Here is an 18,344-nt window from a genome sequence, read left to right as displayed (position 1 = left end):
TTCGGGTTGAGATGGGGGGATGCCCCCGGAGATCGAGGCCCTCGCGCTGGAGAAGACATACCCACGGCCCTGGTGGCCCCGGGCGCGCGGGCGGGACGCTCCCCGGACGGCCCTGCGCGGTGTCTCCTTCGAGGTGCGGGCGGGCGAGGTGGTGGCCCTCATCGGACCCAACGGCGCGGGGAAGAGCACGCTGTTGCGCATCCTCTCGGGCCTGCTGCTGCCGGGCGCGGGCACGGCGCGGGTGGCCGGGCGCGACGTGGTGCGCGAGCGGCCCGGGTGCCGCCGCGAGGTGGGGGCCGCGCTCGCCGATGACCGGGGCCTGTCGCCACGCCTCACCGCGCGCCAGAACCTGCGCTTCTACGCCGCGCTCTACGGCGTGCCCGCGCGCGAGGTGGAGGCGCGCATCGAGGAGTTGTCCGGGCTGCTCGAGGCCCGGCGGCTGCTGGAGCGGGAGGTGCGCACGCTGTCCACGGGGGAGAAGGCGCGGGTGGTGCTGACGCGCGCCCTGCTCCACCGGCCACGGGTGCTGCTGCTGGACGAGGTGACGCGCTCGTTGGACCCGGGGGCCGCGCGCCGGCTGCGCACGCGGCTGCTGTCGGACGTGGCCGCACGGGGAGCGGCCGTGCTCTTCGCCAGCCACGACCTGGCCGAGGTGGAGGCCGTGGCCCACCGGGTGCTGCTGCTGGACGGAGGCCGCATCGCCGCCGCGGGCCCCTTCTCCGAGGTACGGCCCGCCGCCGAGGCCGTCTTCGCCACCGTGCCCCGGGAGGAGGCGTGATGCGGCTGCTGCTCGCCTTCCTGCGGCGCGACCTGCAAACCCTCATGGCCTACCGGCTCAACGGGCTGCTGCTCGTGTCCGGGGGCCTCTTCACCCTCACCCTCTTCTATTTCCTCGCCCGCACGGTGGGCGAGTCCCCGGTGGTGCGCGGCCGCTACGGCGCGGACTATTTCTCCTTCGCGCTGGTGGGGCTGGCCACCGCGGCCCTGCTGCGCGCGCTGCAGACGGGCTTCTCCAGCGCGGTCCGCACGGCGCAGAACGACGGCTCGCTGGAGCCGCTGCTGGGCGCGCCCCTGTCCACCGTGCACGTGGTGACGCTCATGGGCGCCTGGCCCGTGGCCAACGCCCTGCTGCGCGCGGTGGGACTGCTCGCCCTCGGTGCGCTCCTCTTCGGCGCCCGGTTGCAGCTCCACCCCGTCTCCTTCGTCCTGACTCTCTTGCTGAGCGCCCTCACCTTCTGCGCGCTCGGCCTGCTGTCGGCCGCCTTCGTGCTCGTCTTCAAGCGGGGCGATCCCTTCACCTACGCCCTGGACGCGCTCAGCTACCTCTTCGCCGGCGTCCTCTACCCGACAGACGTGCTGCCCCCGCTGCTGCGCACGATGGGCCGCCTGCTCCCCGCGACCCATGCCCTGCACGGCCTGCGCGAGTCCGCCCTGCGCGGCGCCCCGCCCCGCGAGCTGCTGCACACCTGGGCCCTGCTGTCCATCTTCTGCGTCGTGCTCTGGCCCCTGGCCGCCGTGGCCCTGTCCGCCGCGCGCCGACATGTAGAGCAGGCGGGGACCCTGCCCCACAGCTGAACGTCCGATTTCCACCCTTCCTCTCGTACCGTCGTTCGCCGTGGACGGAGAAATCGAATCCCCACCTCCCCGAAAGACCGTCCACCCTTATAATGGAGTGTGCCTTTTCACCCCGTGGAGGCAGGGCCCGCCGCATCGGCGACGAGCCCTTCCGACACGAGCTGGCCACGCGGTCCCACCCCGCGGCGGGGTCCCGAAAGGGCAGGTCGGACGTTCGTGTCGTCTGGGACCCGTCGTGGGTGGGATTGGAATGGCCCATTACCCCCCCAGGTTCACTTTTTGGCCCTCCAAAGGCGCGAAATCCCGCGCTTTCGGGTGGCCCGAGGGAGCGTCATGAAGGACGTAGAGAGCAAGGGTTCGTGGATCGCGAAGATCGCCGCGTTGCAAGACGCGAAGACCTACGCGGAGCTCCACTGGGAGGGCTCCTTCGAGGACTACCTCGAGATCGTCCGCAAGAACCCCAAGGTCACCCGCACCGCCTTCCAGAGGATCTACGACATGATCCTCTCCCACGGGAAGACGGAGTACATCGACAACAAGAAGAAGCTCATCCGCTACCACTTCTTCAGTGACGAGAAGTTCGGCGGCCGCGACGCCATCTTCGGCCTGGACGTCCCGCTGATGAAGCTGGTCAACGTCTTCAAGTCCGCGGCCCAGGGCTACGGCACCGAGAAGCGCGTCATCCTCCTGCACGGCCCCGTCGGCTCGTCCAAGTCCACCATCGCCCGTCTGCTCAAGAAGGGCCTGGAGGAGTACTCCAAGACGCCCGAGGGCGCCGCCTACACCTTCTCCTGGCTCACCGACAAGAAGGGCCTGGACGGCGTCACCGTCCGCGAGAAGATGAAGTGCCCGATGAACGAGGAGCCGCTCAACCTCATCCCTCGCGAGTGGCGTCCCAAGGTGCTCGCCGAGCTGAGCCCTCCCGAGTCCGGCTACACCATCCCGGATGGCAGCGAGCTGTGCCCCGCCTGCCGCTTCGTCTTCAAGGAGCTGATGACGCAGTACAAGGGCGACTTCGCCAAGGTCATGGAGCACATCCGGGTCAACCGCCTCGTCTTCAGCGAGAAGGACCGCGTCGGCATCGGCACCTTCCAGCCCAAGGACGAGAAGAACCAGGACTCCACCGAGCTCACCGGTGACATCAACTACCGGAAGATCGCCGAGTACGGCTCCGACTCCGACCCGCGCGCCTTCAACTTCGACGGCGAGTTCAACATCGCCAACCGCGGCCTCATCGAGTTCGTCGAGGTGCTCAAGCTCGACGTGGCCTTCCTCTACGATCTCCTCGGGGCTTCGCAGGAGCACAAGATCAAGCCCAAGAAGTTCCCCCAGACGGACATCGACGAGGTCATCATCGGGCACACCAACGAGCCCGAGTACAAGAAGCTCGAGAACAACGAGTTCATGGAAGCCTTGCGTGACCGTACGGTGAAGATTGACATCCCGTACATCACCAAGCTGAGCGAGGAGGTGAAGATCTACGAGAAGGACTTCAACTCCCGCGCCATCAAGGGCAAGCACATCGCGCCGCACACGCTGGAGATGGCGGCGATGTGGGCCGTCCTCACGCGCCTGGAGGAGCCCAAGAAGCACAACCTCTCGCTCTTGCAGAAGCTCAAGCTCTACAACGGCAAGACGCTCCCCAACTTCACCGAGGACAACATCAAGGAGCTGCGCAAGGAGGCCATGCGCGAGGGCCTCGAGGGCATCAGCGCCCGCTACATCCAGGACAAGATCTCCAACGCCCTGGTGAGCGACAAGGGCGAGGGGTGCATCAACCCCTTCATGGTGCTCAACGAGCTGGAGGCCGGTCTCAAGGGCCACTCGCTCATCAACAGCGAGGACGCGCGCAAGCGCTTCAAGGAGATGCTCACCTCCGTGAAGCAGGAGTACGAGGACATCGTCAAGAACGAGGTCCAGCGCGCCATCAGCGCCGATGAGGACGCCATCAGCAAGCTGTGCGGCAACTACATCGACAACATCAAGGCCTACACCCAGAAGGAGAAGGTCAAGAACAAGTACACCGGCCTCTATGAGGAGCCGGACGAGCGCCTGATGCGGTCGATCGAAGAGAAGATCGACATCCCGGACAGCCGCAAGGATGACTTCCGCCGGGAGATCATGAACTACATCGGCGCGCTCGCCGTGGAGGGCAAGACCTTCAACTACCGGACCAACGAGCGGCTCCACAAGTCGCTGGAGCTCAAGCTGTTCGAGGATCAGAAGGACAGCATCAAGCTCAAGAACCTCGTGTCCAGCGTGGTGGACAAGGAGACCCAGGAGAAGATCGACCTGGTCAAGGACCGGCTGATGAAGAACTACGGGTACTGCGAGATCTGCTCCACCGACGTGCTGAACTTCGTGGCGAGCATCTTCGCCCGCGGTGACGCCAAGGAGTAGCCACCCAAGAAGGGGGTTGTCGTGTCACTGCGGATCCACCAGGACCACTCGCGCTTCAAACAGATCGTCCGCGGGAAGATCAAATCCAACCTGCGCAAGTACGTGCAGAAGGGGGAGATGATCGGGAAGAAGGGGAAGGACACCATCGCCATCCCCATCCCCTTCATCGACATTCCCCACTTCAAGTACGGCCACAAGGAGCAGGGGGGCGTCGGACAGGGAGAGGGCGAGGTGGGTCAGCAGCTGTCCCCGGGCTCGGTGCAGCCCGGGGATGGGCACCAGGCCGGCCAGGGAGAGGGGGACCACTCCCTGGAGGTCGACGTCACGCTCGACGAGCTGGCGCAGATCCTCGGGGAGGAGCTGCAGCTCCCCCACATCGAGCGCCGGCACAACGAGAAGATCGTCACCCAGAAGATCAAGTACACCGGGGTCAACACCACCGGCCCCGAGTCGTTGCGCCACTTCAAGCGCACCTACAAACAGGCGCTGAAGCGGCAGATCGCCATGGGCACGTATGACCCGGCGCGGCCCATCATCGTGCCCACGCGCGAGGACCGGCGCTACCGCAGCTACAAGCTGCAGGAGCTGCCAGAGACGAACGCGGTCATCATCTACATGATGGACGTGTCCGGCTCGATGGGTGACGAGCAGAAGGAGATCGTCCGCATCGAGAGCTTCTGGCTCGATACGTGGCTGCGCCACCAGTACAAGGGCCTGGAGGCGCGCTACATCATCCACGACGCCGTGGCGCGCGAGGTGGACCGGGACACCTTCTTCCACACCCGCGAGTCCGGCGGCACGATGATCTCCAGCGCCTACAAGCTGTGCCGGGACATCATCAAGGCGGACTACCCGAAGAGCGCGTGGAACATCTACCCGTTCCACTTCTCGGACGGAGACAACTGGAGCGCGGACGACACGCGCCAGTGCATCGAGATGCTCCGCGAGGACATCCTCCCCAGCGTCAACCAGTTCGCCTACGGACAGGTGGAGAGCCCCTACGGCAGCGGCCAGTTCATCAAGGACTTGCGCGAGGCCATCGGCGACTCCACCAACGTGGCCCTGAGTGAGATCGCGGACAAGGACGCCATCTACACTTCCATCAAGGACTTCCTTGGCAAGGGCCGCTGACGGCGGACCTTCGGAGCTCGCGATGCCCAAGAGCCTCACCCCCGGACTCAGCAAGCTGAAGGAGGAGATCGAGGGCTACGCCCGCCAGTTCGGTCTCGACTTCTTCGAGACCATCTTCGAGGTGCTCACCTACGACGAGCTCAACATGGTGGCCGCCTACGGCGGCTTCCCCACGCGCTACCCGCACTGGCGCTGGGGCATGGAGTACGAGCAGTTGTCGAAGGGGTACGAGTACGGGCTCAGTAAAATCTACGAGCTCGTCATCAACAACGACCCCTGCTACGCGTACCTGCTGGAGAGCAACTCGGACGTGGATCAGAAGCTCGTGATGGCGCACGTGTACGGCCACTGCGACTTCTTCAAGAACAACTTCAGCTTCCGCCACACCAACCGCCGGATGATCGACGACATGGCGAACCACGCCACGCGCGTGCGCCGGTGGGTGGACAAGATGGGCGTGGAGAAGGTGGAGGACTTCATCGACCGGACGCTGTCGCTGGAGAACCTCATCGACCAGCACGCGCCGCACATCCGCCGCAACCCGGACCCCAAGCGGGCCGAGGACGAGATGAAGTCCAACGAGCGGGTGGAGGGCTTCAAGGTGGAGCGCGAGTACATGCGCGGCTTCATCAACCCCGCCGAGTTCCTCGACAGCCAGCGCAAGAAGGTCGAGGACGAGAAGATCAAGGCCAAGAAGTTCCCCGAGCGCCCGCAACGCGACGTGCTGCACTTCCTGCTGGAGCACGCGCCGCTGGAGCCGTGGGAGTCGGACATCCTGTCCATCATCCGCGACGAGGCCTACTACTTCGCGCCGCAGGGCCAGACGAAGATCATGAACGAGGGGTGGGCCAGCTACTGGCACTCCACCATCATGACCCGGCGCGCGCTGAAGGATGACGAGGTCATCGACTACGCGGACCGGCACTCGGGCACGATGGGGACGAGGCCCGGGGCGCTCAACCCCTACAAGCTGGGCATCGAGCTGTGGCGGGACATCGAAGAGCGCTGGAACAAGGGCCGCTTCGGCAAGGAGTGGGACGAGTGCGATGATCTGCGGGCGCGCCGCTCGTGGGACAAGAAGCTGGGCGTGGGGCGCGAGAAGATCTTCGAGGTGCGCAAGCACTACAACGACATCACCTTCATCGACACGTTCCTGACGCCGGAGTTCGCGATCGAGCAGAAGCTGTTCGTGTACGGCTTCAACGAGAAGAGGAACTCGTGGGAGATCCTGGACCGTGAGTTCCGGAAGGTGAAGAACAAGCTGTTGCAGGGGCTGACGAACTTCGGGCAGCCGATCATCGAGGTGGTGGACGGCAACTACGAGAACCGGGGCGAGCTGCTGCTGGCGCACAAGCACGACGGGCAGGACCTGAAGGGCGACTATGCGCGGGAGACGCTGCGCAACCTGCAGAGCCTGTGGCGGCGGCCCACGTGCATCATCACGCGCTACGACAACAAGGGCGTGCTGCTGCGCTTCGACGGGCAGAACCACACCGAGAAGAAGATCGACCTGTAACCCCCAGGTTCCCCCCGTGCCGGAAAACCACCGTCACCGTGAATCGGCCGGGGCAACCAGGCGGCCGAGCCGCCCGTAACACCGGCCAGAAGTTAGGCACAGGCCTGTAGCTCCACTACACTGCGCGAGCCCCATGAGACTCGCCACTGCCGTCGTGTGCCTGGGCCTGCTGCTGGCCGCGCCCTTCGCCGAAGCCTCGACCGTCCGTTACACCGTGAAGAACCGCCGCATCGAGCCCAACCAGCCGATGGCGGTGGCGCTGCAGGAGGCGGGACTGCCGCCGGAGCAGGTGTCGGCGCTGATTTCGGCGCTCGAGGGCGTGTTCGACTTCCGCAAGTCGCGGGTGGGGGATCAGTTCCGCCTGGTCATCCGCGAGGGCGAGCTGGACTTCTTCGACTACCGGCAGAGCACGGTGGACGAGTGGCAGGTGCGCCGGGACGGGGACAAGTACGTGGGCAGCAAGCGCTCCATCGAGGTGGAGAAGCAGGTGGGGCTCGTCTCCCTGGAGATCAACAACTCGCTCTACGAGGCGGCGCTGGCGGCGGGCGAGGATCCGGTGATCGGCATGGTGCTGGCGGACGTGTTCGCCTGGGACATCGACTTCTACCGGGACGTGCGGCGGGGAGACCGGGCGCGGGCGCTGGTGGAGAAGTTCGTGTCCAAGGGCCGCATCCTGCGCTACGGCGAGGTGCTGGCGGCCACGTACGAGGGCGAGTCGGTGGGCACCAAGCGGGTGTTCCGCTACGAGCTGCCGGACGGCAGGGCGAGCTTCTTCCAGGAGGACGGGGCGAGCGCGCGCAAGGCCTTCCTCAAGAGCCCGCTGAAGTACGCGCACGTGACCAGCCGGTTCGGCAGCCGGGTGCACCCGGTGCTCAAGTACGTGAAGGCGCACAATGGCGTGGACTACGCGGCGGCCATCGGCACGCCGGTGTGGGCCGTGGCCGACGGCACCGTCACCGTGGCGCACAACACCGGGGCCGGCGGCAACACCGTGTGCCTGCGCCACACCAACGGCTTCGAGACGTGCTACCTGCACCTGTCCAAGTACGGCTCCGGCGTGCGCGCGGGCTCCCGCGTCAGCCAGAAGCAGGTGATCGCCTACTCGGGCAACACCGGCCGGAGCACCGGCCCGCACTTGCACTACGCCCTCAAGCGCAACGGCGGCTACGTCAACCCGCTCAACCAGAATTTCCCGCGCACGGAGCCGCTGCCCAAGAACCTCCTGCCGGACTTCCGCACCAGGATTGCCCCGCTGGCCCAGCAGCTGGACGCCGTGTCCGTCGCCTCGGCGAGCAGCCAGCCGTAGATTTTTCCAGCCTGACCTGAAATGTAGGGTTGAACCTTACTTCCCCGTCTCGCCGAAAAAGCGGGAAAGCAAGCAAGCCCCCTGCTCCCGGCCGACCTGTCTGATAGGATGGGGCGTTCCCCGTGCGTCCTCCCCCACCGCCCCGGGCCCCTGACAGAATGTCCGCCATCGCCGATTTCATCGATATCGCCGAGGAGCTCCGCAAGGGGCTCACCGAGCTGAGCAACGAGTTCCAACACGGCCTGCCCGAGCGCCTCGCGCGGTTTCCGCGAGACCCCCAGCAGCGGGCCATGATGCAGCAGGAGCAGCAGGAGGTGCTCAAGCGGCGCATCCCGGAGGTGACGGCCTGGCTGGACGCGAGGTACCGGCGGCTCGCCGAGCTGGACGCGCAGCTGACGGAGGAGGAGCGGGAGCGGGCGATGGAGCACCACCGCTCGGCCGTGCAGCCCTTCTTCCTGCAGTGCCCCCTCATCCGGCGCTGCGTGGACAAGCCCCTGGGCTACCCCGGTGACTACTTCACGGTGGAGATGCTCTTCGGCACCGAGGATCAGGGCGTCTCCACCATGTCGAGGCTGCTGTCGCACTACGCGCTCAACGTGGGGCCCGCCCAGGCGCACCGCGCCCGTCCGCCCTGGCTGATCGGCCACCTGCGCAAGCGCGAGCAGGAGGTGGGCCGCCCCCTGCGGGTGCTCTCCTTCGCCTGCGGGCCGGAGCACACGCTGCGCGAGCACACCGCCATGGGCGGCACCGGGGACTTCACCCTGTGCGACTTCGATCCCGCCCCGCTCGACTACTGCCGCCGGCAGTTCGAGAAGCTGGCGCGCATCCCCCGCGGCGGCATCCCCGCGCCCCACCTGCGCTTCACCCAGGTGTCCACCTACCAGCTCATCCGCTACCGGGACTCGCTGGACAAGCTGCGCCACCCGGACGGGCCCATGGACGTGGTGGTCGCCGCCGGCATCCTCGACTACCTCAAGGACAACGTCCTCTCGCGCTTCCTGGACATGATGGCGTCCCTGCTCGCCCCGGGTGGCGTGCTGCTGCTGACGAACCTCAACCAGCACAACCCCTGGCGCGCCCTCATGGAGTACGTGTGCGACTGGTACGTCATCCACCGCACCCGCGAGCAGTTCCAGTCGCTGTGCGAGGGCCCCGCCGAGCGCCGCATGCGCACGCTCGAGCTCACCACGGACGCCACGGACACCAACATCTTCTGGGCCGGGCAGAAGCGCTGAGCCGCGCTCAGGTCCACTCCAGCAGGTACTGGCCGTAGTCCAGGGCCACGGCCGTCCCCGTGGCCTTGCCGTTGCCGCGCAGCACGTGCAGGGCCTCGGTGAGGGCGCCCTCGTGGAAGTAGATGGGCTGCATGTCCCCGCGGTAGTGCAGGCGCAGGCGGCTCTCCCCGAGGTCCTCGTACGAGCGCTTCCCGTAGCTCACCAGCGTGGAATAGATGGTGTCCACCGAGGAGAAGACGCGCTTGGGGTCCCCCACCCCCACCAGCTTCATGAGCGTGTTGCCCACGTAGGACTTGAAGAAGCCCGTCACCGTGGAGGCCCCGCACGCGCGGATGGCGTCCTCGGTGGTGGGGTACTGCGGCTCCAGCACGTCCGCCGCCGTGTACAGCATCCGCAGGAAGTCCGCCGCCGGGTACGAGAAGAAGTCCACCGGCATCTTGTTGATGCGCAGCTGCTGCAGCATGCGATCCGTCCCGGCGCTGCCCACACGCTGCTCCACCAGGCCATACACCGCCTTGAAGATGAAGCCACGCACGGTGTCCTCGGGCTTGCAGATGGCTATCCGCTGAGCGAGGTCGTTCTTGTCACTGGGCATGAAAGAACCTTCCGGGTCCCAGGCCGGGGGCAGGACCTGGATGCTCCCGCTTCCTACCAGAGTCTTCGCCTGATCGGCGAGTGATCGGCGGAGCCGCCCCGCCGGGCCCGCTCGGGGCTCAGAAGCCCCGCAACTCGCGATCAGGCCGCGCCGGGGGAGTGCCTGGCCGCCCTGGAAGCACACGTTTTTTCTTTCGGTGCGAGACGGCCCGGTGGCAGATACCCTGGCAAGCCCCGCGCACCGCTCAGCGGCCCGCGCATGACGCCACCTGATTTCCGAACGAAGAGTTCCACGCATATGCCCACCCTCGCTCCCGTCGATCTGCCGCCCACCTCCGCGTCCGACTCCCAGGACACGGGCCGTGAGCCCAGCCGCACCGGGCTGGACCCGCGCAACGTGCGCCGGGGCGTGCTCGAGCACGTCCGCTACTCGCGCGGGAAGAACCCCGAGACGGCCACCGCCCATGACCGCTTCATGGCCCTGGCCCTCGCCGTGCGCGACCGGCTCGCGGACCGCTGGGTCCGCACCGCCCGCACCTACTACGAGCAGGACGTGAAGCGCTCCTATTACCTCAGCGCCGAGTACCTGCTGGGGCGCGCGCTGGGCAACAACCTCATCAACATCGGCATGTACGAGGCCGCCGAGCAGGCCATGCGCGAGATGGGCGTGGACCTGTCCACCCTCGTGGAGATGGAGCCGGACGCGGGCCTCGGCAACGGCGGCCTGGGCCGTCTGGCGGCCTGCTTCCTCGACTCGCTGGCCACGCTGGGCTACCCCGGCATGGGCTACGGCATCCGCTACGAGTTCGGCATCTTCACCCAGGACATCGTCGACGGCTACCAGGTGGAGCGCGCCGACGAGTGGCTGAAGTTCGGCAACCCGTGGGAGATCGTCCGCCCGGAGAAGGCGGTGCCGGTGCGCTTCTTCGGCCGCGTGGAGCACCACCAGGGCGCGGACGGCCGGCCCGTGGCGCGCTGGGTGGGCGGCAAGACGGTCATCGGCGTGCCCTTCGACACGCCCATCGCCGGCTACGGCAACAACACCGTCAACACCCTGCGCCTGTGGCAGGCGCGCGCCAGCGAGGAGTTCGATCTCCTGCTCTTCAACGCCGGTGACTACGAGCGCTCGGTGGTGGAGAAGAACGACTCGGAGGTCATCTCCAAGGTCCTCTACCCCAACGACGCCTTCCAGGCCGGCAAGGAGCTGCGCCTCAAGCAGCAGTACTTCTTCGTGGCCTGCTCCATCGCGGACATCGTCCGGCGCTACCTGAAGAACCACACGGACTTCCGCGACTTCCCCAACAAGGCGGCCATCCAGCTCAACGACACGCACCCGGCCATCGCCGTGGCCGAGCTGATGCGCGTCTTCGTGGACGAGAAGCGCCTGTCCTGGGACGAGGCCTTCGCCATCACCCAGGCCACGTTCGGCTACACCAACCACACGCTCCTGGCCGAGGCCATGGAGAAGTGGCCCGCCACGCTCTTCGAGCGCCTGCTGCCGCGCCACCTGGAGATCATCTACGAGATCAACCACCGCTTCCTGCGCCAGGTGCAGATCCGCTACCCGTTCGACCACGACCGGATGCGGCGGATGAGCCTGGTGGAGGAGGGCCCGGAGAAGAAGATCCGCATGGCGCACCTGGCGGTGGTGGGCAGCCACAGCGTCAACGGCGTGGCCGAGCTGCACAGCAACCTGCTCAAGCGCGACGTGCTCCCGGACTTCGCGGAGATGTTCCCCGAGCGCTTCAACAACAAGACCAACGGCGTGACGCCCCGCCGCTGGCTCGCGTGGAGCAACCCGCGCCTGGCCAAGCTGATCACGAGCCGCATCGGCGGGGAGTGGGCCACGGACCTGGATCAGCTCCAGAAGCTGGCGCCGCTGGCCGAGGACGCGGAGTTCCGCGAGGCCTTCGCCGAGGTGAAGCGGCAGAACAAGCAGGACCTGGCCCGCTACCTGTGTGACACGTGCCAGGTGGACCTGGACCCGAACGCCATCTTCGACGTGCAGATCAAGCGCCTGCACGAGTACAAGCGCCAGCTGCTCAACGCGCTGCACATCGTGTCGCTGTGGATGAAGGCGCGCAGGGACCCGAGCACCATCATCGCCCCGCGGGTGTTCCTGTTCGGAGCCAAGGCGGCGCCGGGCTACCACGAGGCCAAGCTCATCATCCGCCTCATCAACGGCATCGCCGAGGTGGTCAACAGCGACGCGGGCACCACGGGCCTGCAGGTGCTGTTCGTGCCCAACTACCGGGTGAGCCTCGCCGAGCGCATCATCCCGGCCACGGACGTGTCCGAGCAGATCTCCACCGCGGGCATGGAGGCCTCCGGCACGGGCAACATGAAGTTCATGATGAACGGCGCGCTCACGCTGGGCACGCTGGATGGCGCGAACGTGGAAATCCGCCAGGCCGTGGGTGACGAGAACTTCTTCCTCTTCGGCCTCACGGTGGACGAGGTGCTCGCCCGCAAGCGCGCCGGCTACAAGCCTCGCGAGGAGTACGAGCGCAACCAGGAGCTGCGCGAGGCGCTGGATCTCATCGGCTCGGGCTTCTTCTCGCCGGAGGACAAGAGCCTCTTCAAGCCGCTGGTGGACGGCCTGCTCGACGAGGACCGCTACCTGCTGCTGGCGGACTTCGGCGCGTACGCGGCCCGGCAGCAGGACGTGGCGCGCGCCTACAAGGATCAGGAGAAGTGGACGCGCATGGCCATCCACAACGTGGCCCAGGCCGGCATCTTCTCCTCGGACCGCACCATCAAGCAGTACGCCGAGGAGATCTGGCGGGTGAAGCAGACGCCCATCCCCTGAGCCGCTGCCCCCGACAGCCAACCCCGCCTCGGGACGCTCCTCCCAGGCGGGGATGTCGAGCCGCCGGGACTCCTCCCGCCCGGGTATGCACCAGTCAACGCCCCGAGCCCCTTCCTTGGAGCCGAAAACAAGAGGCCGCCCCGGTCACCCGGAGCGGCCTCTTTTCACATCCGATGAACGAGCGGAGCGCTACGGGTACTCGGCGGCACTCGACGCGTTTTGCGGCTGACGCGCCGTGCGCACCACGAAGTCGTTCGCGTTGTTGTTCGAGTCCGTGCCGTTGCCGCGGTCGGCGTCGACGCCTCCCACCGCCATGGTGGCGGCGGTGGAGGTAGTGTACGCCTTGCGCTCGAGACTGCTGCCCGCGATGGCGTTGTCGATGAGCGGAGCAGGGCTACCCTCGGGATCGAGTCCCGCCGTGGTCGCGGTGCCCCAGGCCAGCCGGTCCACCACCGTCCCACTCCCATTGACGAGTCGCAGGGAGCCGCCATTGTGAGACGTCAACGCCGTGTACGTGGCATCGGGCGTCACCGAGCCGGTGAAGCTCGTCCTCTGCGCGACCAGGTAGTAGCCCCGCGCCGGGATGCTTCCGGAGAGGGTGAGACCCGCCAGTGCGCTGAAAGCCGACGAGGTGGACTTGTACTCAATCTTCCAGCCCGTGAGCGAGATGGGGCTGTTGGTCGGGTTGTGGAGTTCGATGAACTCGTCGTCATGGTTGACGGTCCCATCCGACTTCAGGTTCTTCGAGGCGAACTCGCTGATGACCACGTAGCTCGTCAGCACGGGAGCCGAGACCGTCACGGTACCGTAGTTGCCCGCCGGAGGCGTGGTCACACCAGACTGGTCACAATACACGTAGGGGCCGTAGCTGCCCGTGGCAGTGTTCCAGAGCCGGTAGCGGAAGCCGTACTTGTACGTGCCCAAGGTGTTGATCCTCAGCGAGCCCAGCACCTCGTCGTTGTTGCTGAACGCACTGGCGTAGCCACCGTTGGGCAGCGCCGCCGTCCACGTCCAGCCCGCCGGGTTGGCGGGATCCGTGCCGTAGCCCAGCTCGGCGGCCACGTGCGGGTAGAAGTCGTTCCCCTTCGTGTTCCGGTCGGTGATGCTCGCGCCGTAGAACTGGCTGTAGATGGACCACGAGGAGCCCCGCGACACGGTGGCCGGGTAGTCGGTGCCCTCCGGGAACGTCTTCGGGTACTGGATGTTGCACCAATCCAGCGTCGGGACGTCCGGCATGCCGCAGGTGGAGTTGCGGGCGTTGGGCGTGCCCAGGTCACCCCCCGCCTTGAGCGGCGCCTCCGAGTCGCACCAGTACCAGGTGTACGCCGAGGCCTTGGTGCCCACCACGAGCGCCGAGAGGTTCATGGACCTGCCCAGCGTCTGCGGGAAGGACGGCGTGTACTGGAAGTCCTCCACCGTGGTGGCGCCCTGGTTGAGCACGAGCCGGCCCGAGCCCTCCAGGTTCAGGTCCGTGCCGTACTGGTAGTCGGCGGAGACCCCACCGTTGGTGGCGCTGTCCTTGTTCTGCGCCAGCACGAAGGTGCCCTTGCGATCGACGATGAGCGGCTTGCTGCTCCCGGAGCTCACGGTGGTGGAGGACGTGACGCTCGCGCTGTTCCGGTAGAGCACCGAGAGCCCGTTGAGGTTGAGCAGGTTGCCGGTGTTGTTCGTCAGCTCGATGTACTCGGTGACGCCGGACGAGGGCGAGTGCATCACCTCGGAGATGCTCAGCTGGTTGGCGCCCGGAGCGGCCGCCGTGTCGCAGACATCCTTGAAGCAGACGCCGTTGGCACCCGGGCAGACGGTGGTCGTCTGCGACTCCTTGCAGGTGGCGGTGTTGTCCACGTCGACGCACGTCTCCGAGGTCTCGATTCGCGAGACGCCATCCGGGGCGCAGGCGAAGCTCGTCGGCGCGCAGGTGAAGCCCTCGCACGGGTTCGCGTTCGTCGCCGTGCTCAGGCTGGAGACGGCCGTGTTGCCCGCGTCATCGTGCACCTTCAGCACGAAGTAGTAGGTCGTGCTGGGGGTCAGCCCGGCGACGAGCACCGACTCCTCGGTCCCCGGAGGCTGCGGATCATCCAGGGACACCGACGAGACGGAGCCAGCGGGCGCGGTCTCGACGGGGACGGTCGCGTAGAGCAGCTCATGACTGGAGGCGGTGCCCACCAGGCCGTCATCACCCACGGCCGTCCACTTCAGCTCCACCTGGATGCTCGTCTTGCCCGTCACGCTGAGGGCCACGGCCCCCGGCGCGATGTCATCCACGAGGGTGAACGTGTTGCTCCGGGCAGCGTCCAGCAGCCCGCCCATGGCCTCGAGCTGGAAGCCCGTGCCCTGCTGGTCCACGGTGAGGCCGGAGAAGGTGGCGATGCCCTTCACGGGCTTCACGCTCAGCGAGCCGCCACCGAGCACGGCCGCCGGGTTGCCGCCCACCAGGCCCACCGTGATGTCCGGAGCGTCCACGTCGAGCACGTTGTCGAACGCGTCCGTGACGGCCACGGTCACCGCCGCCAGCGCCGTGCGCACCTTGCCGCCCGTGGGCTGGTCACGGAACACGAGCTTGCGGGCCGGGCCGGGGTTGACCACGAGGGAGGGAGCCGTCGCCGTCAGGAAGGTCCGGGCGAGGTCCTTCACCGTCAGGGACTGCTCGCCCGCGGTCTTCAGCGTCACGGAGAAGACCTTGTGGCCGGCATCCGCGCTGGTGAGCGCGCCGCTGGCGGGAGGCACCAGCTTCGGGTCGCTCGAGGTGAAGCCGAGGGTCCCCGTGTAGCCGGTGGCCACGTTGCCGTAGGCGTCCTTCAGGGTCACGTCGACGGTGAAGGCCACGCCCGCGTCCACCGGTGTGGAGGGCGCCACCAGCACGAGCTCGGAAGCCGGAGCGTGGGAGACCGACACGGTGTGCGAGGCGCTCAGGCCCGCCGTGTCCGTCACGGTGATCTTCGTGGAGACGGCCTTCTCCAGCGTGAAGTCGAACCGGCGGCTGCCCTCGTCCGCGAGGGCGAACAGGTAGGACGCCGGACCGGAGGCCCGGTCGGCATCCACGGAGAAGGTCACCTCGCGGGTGTAGTCCTTCACCACGTTGTCATGGACATCCACGGCGGTGACCGTCAGGGCCAGCGGGCCGCCCGCCTCCACGGAGGCCGGAGCCGCCAGCACGAGGCGCGACACCGCGAGCCACTTCACCGTGGTGTCGGCCTTCGCGTTGATGGCCGGAGAGGCCTTGTCCTGAACCGTCACGGACTGCGCGCCCGCGGTCACCAGCGTCACGGGGAACGTCTTGAGGCCCTTGTCCGTGGCGGTGAAGGTGTACTCCGACGCCAGCGTGGCCTTGCTGTCGGTGGCGCTCAGCACCACCGTGCCGGTGTAGCCGGTGGCCCGGTTGCCGAAGCCGTCCCGCACCTCGAGCGTGAGCGTGGACGAGTCACCCGCGTTCACCGTGGCCGGCAGCCCCGTCAGCACCAGCGTGCTGGCGTCCGAATGGCCCACCTCCGTGCGCAGCGTGGCGTCCGGCAGGCCCGCGGCGGACACCGTGAGGCTCTGCTCGCCCACGGTGCGCAGCACCACATGGTCGAAGCGGCGCAGGCCCTTGTCGGCGGCGACGAAGGTGTAGGGCGACGGCTTGTCGGCGGCGGCGTCGCTGGAGGTGAACGACACCGTGCCGGTGTAGTCCTCGACGGAGTTGTTGAAGACGTCCTGCACCGCCACCGTCAGGGTGTTGTCGGTGCCCGCGATCGTCGTCGGAGCCAGCCCCACCAGCGTCAGGCGCGTGGCCTCGGAGTGGGTGATGTTGAAGGGAGTGCTGTCATCCTCCGTGAGCCCGGACGAGGTGGCCTTCAGGGTGTAGCCCTCGCGCGCCTCGTCGATGCGCACGTCCGTGAAGGTGGCCACGCCCTTGTCCGACGTCACGGTGAAGGGACCGAAGCCCGAGGTGCCCACCACCGTCAGCGTCACCGCCACGGACGCGGTGTCCACGCGCACGCCATCGGCGTCACGCACCTCCACCGTGATGGGGGCCAGCACCGTGCCGGCCTTCCCGCTCCTCGGCTGCTCGACGAAGGCGAGCTGGGCGGCGGTCAGGTTCTTCGTGGAGACCGGGAGCGTGTCCGAGCGCACCGTGTTGCCGCTGTTGTCCGTCACCTTCAGGGCCACGTAATAGGCCGTGTTGGAGGTGAGGCCGGAGAGGGTCACGGAGCGCGTGGTGTCGGACGGCGAGGGCGCCGCCACGGCCACCGCGGTGGCCCTGTCGAAATCCAGGTCCGTGACGATGTTGGACGTGGAGTAGCGCAGCTCGTAGCTGGCCGGCGTGCCGAGCATCCCGTCATCGCCCACCGCCGCCCAGGCGACGGTGAGGGTCCTGGGCGAGTTGCCCGTCTGGGCGAGCTCCGGCTTGGAGGGCGCCACATCGTCGATGATGTCGAAGGCGGTGCCCGGCACGGAGCCCACACCCGGGGCCGAGGCCGTCAGCACGTAGCCCGTGTCCTCCTCGGCGATGGAGAGGCCCGAGAAGGTGGCCACACCCTCCACCGGCGTCACGGTACCGAGGCCCGTCACCCGCCCCGGCTTGTTGGCGGAGAGCGTCACGTCGGGAGTGCTCGTCCGCACCTGGTTGCCGAACGCGTCCGTCAGCAGCACCTGCACGCCGAAGCCCTCACGCACCGAGCGGTCGGGCAGCGTGTCGGTGAAGACGAGCGCCGACACGGCCGCCGGCACCACGGTGAGATCCACGAAGGAGGTGAAGGCCGCCGTCACCGTGTCCGTCACCGTCAGCCGATGGGAACCCGCGCGCGTCACGAGGATGCCCGTGAAGGGATGACGGCCCGCGTCCGCCGCGGTGAACGTGTAGTCCGCCGGCACCGTGGCCGCGCCATCCTCCGAGGTGAAGCGCACCGTGCCGGTGTAGCCGGCCGCGTCGTTGCCGAACGCATCCTGGACGACGACCTCGACGCTCTGCGCGACACCCGCCGTCACGGGCCCGCCCGGGTGGCTCATCGTCAGCGAAGCGGGCGACGCGGACGCCACGTCGAAGCTCGCGCTCGTCGCGCCCGTGAGGCTCCCGGAGCTCGCCACCAGCGTGTAGTCCCGCGCGGCCTTCTCGATCACCAGGTCCGTGAAGCGCGCCACGCCATTCACCGCCGCCACCGTCGCCGTCCCCTTCAGGGTGGCCGCCGCCGGACCGGAGCCAATGGCCACCGTCACCGGGCCCGTGGCGTCACTCACCGTCTCGCCCTCCGCGTTCTGGATGACGACCTCGAAGGCGCCCAGCGCCGCGCCCGCCGTCCCGGAGGAGGGCGCCACGATGAAGGCCAGCTTCGCGGCCGGCAGACGGACGAACTCGACGGTGGGCCGCGACGACAGCGTCACCGCGCCGCCCTCGGCCTCCACCGACACCGTCACCGTCTTCACGCCCGCCACCGTGGACACCAGCTTCGCGCTCGCCTGGCCCTGGTCATCGGTGGTGCCCGCGGGCTGCGTCACCGCATTGCCCTCGCCGGAGACCGCCACCCGCACCGTCCGGCCCGCCAGCGCCGTACCGTCCGCCTTGCGCACCGTCACCTGGATGTCGACGGCGTCCTCACCGTTGGCCCGGACTCCCGCCGACCTGCTCACCGCGACCGACGAGCGATCCGCGTCCGGCATCTCGCGCGCGGCCGGGGGGTTGGTGCCAGGATCACCACAACCCTGCCCACAGCCCACGGATAGACCAAGCAACAATACACTCCACGCGACCAGCCGCGCGAAGCCGGGGGGGCCATGCATCATGGACAACTCCAGGTAAAG

The 18,344-nt window shown here is 67.7% G+C and carries 10 protein-coding genes; 8 read left to right on the top strand and 2 right to left on the bottom strand.

The genetic code is table 11. From position 1 onward, the window contains the following. The first annotated feature begins 19 nt into the window (after positions 1–19). From VFZ09_RS07065 to VFZ09_RS07035, 7 genes are all read left to right on the top strand, one after another. Complete coding sequence (locus VFZ09_RS07065) at positions 20–778, top strand: ABC transporter ATP-binding protein (protein WP_329726715.1); 759 nt, start codon at positions 20–22, stop codon at positions 776–778. Further along, positions 778–1,575, top strand: a complete 798-nt coding sequence (locus VFZ09_RS07060) for an ABC transporter permease (protein ID WP_329726714.1) — start codon at positions 778–780, stop codon at positions 1,573–1,575. The genes VFZ09_RS07065 and VFZ09_RS07060 overlap by 1 nt, the downstream gene beginning before the upstream one ends. Before the next feature lie 333 nt (positions 1,576–1,908). Then, positions 1,909–3,975, top strand: coding sequence for a serine protein kinase (locus tag VFZ09_RS07055; RefSeq protein WP_329726713.1), 2,067 nt, complete (start codon positions 1,909–1,911; stop codon positions 3,973–3,975). Between the two features lie 21 nt (positions 3,976–3,996). Next, entirely contained in the window at positions 3,997–5,106 is a 1,110-nt protein-coding gene (locus tag VFZ09_RS07050; protein ID WP_329726712.1) for a DUF444 family protein, read from the top strand. A gap of 22 nt (positions 5,107–5,128) precedes the next feature. Further along, entirely contained in the window at positions 5,129–6,622 is a 1,494-nt protein-coding gene (locus VFZ09_RS07045) for a SpoVR family protein (protein ID WP_329726711.1), read from the top strand. A 133-nt stretch (positions 6,623–6,755) separates the two neighbouring features. Then, positions 6,756–7,928 (top strand): peptidoglycan DD-metalloendopeptidase family protein, encoded by a 1,173-nt coding sequence (locus tag VFZ09_RS07040; RefSeq protein WP_329726710.1) that lies wholly within the window; start codon positions 6,756–6,758, stop codon positions 7,926–7,928. Between the two features lie 158 nt (positions 7,929–8,086). After that, positions 8,087–9,163 carry a class I SAM-dependent methyltransferase gene (locus VFZ09_RS07035; RefSeq protein WP_329726709.1) on the top strand — a complete coding sequence of 359 codons (1,077 nt, stop codon included), beginning with the start codon at positions 8,087–8,089 and terminating at the stop codon, positions 9,161–9,163. Between the two features lie 7 nt (positions 9,164–9,170). Here VFZ09_RS07035 and VFZ09_RS07030 read toward each other — a convergent pair whose 3' ends face one another. Next, the gene (locus VFZ09_RS07030; protein WP_329726708.1) at positions 9,171–9,758 is read right to left on the bottom strand and encodes a TIGR02265 family protein; all 588 of its coding nucleotides are present in this window, start codon (positions 9,756–9,758) and stop codon (positions 9,171–9,173) included. A 297-nt stretch (positions 9,759–10,055) separates the two neighbouring features. On the opposite strand from VFZ09_RS07030, the gene VFZ09_RS07025 reads away from it, so the two are divergent. Beyond that, positions 10,056–12,566: a glycogen/starch/alpha-glucan phosphorylase gene (locus VFZ09_RS07025; protein ID WP_329726707.1), complete on the top strand. Its 2,511-nt coding sequence runs from the start codon at positions 10,056–10,058 to the stop codon at positions 12,564–12,566. A 189-nt stretch (positions 12,567–12,755) separates the two neighbouring features. Here VFZ09_RS07025 and VFZ09_RS07020 read toward each other — a convergent pair whose 3' ends face one another. Beyond that, on the bottom strand, positions 12,756–18,326 hold the full coding sequence (locus tag VFZ09_RS07020; RefSeq protein WP_329726706.1) for a lamin tail domain-containing protein: 5,571 nt from the start codon (positions 18,324–18,326) through the stop codon (positions 12,756–12,758). Positions 18,327–18,344 lie beyond the last annotated feature (18 nt).

Source organism: Archangium sp. (genome assembly GCF_036277355.1).
Lineage (GTDB): Bacteria > Myxococcota > Myxococcia > Myxococcales > Myxococcaceae > Archangium.
Note: the sequence above shows the minus strand (reverse complement) of the source record. Positions and strands in the feature narration are given on the sequence as shown.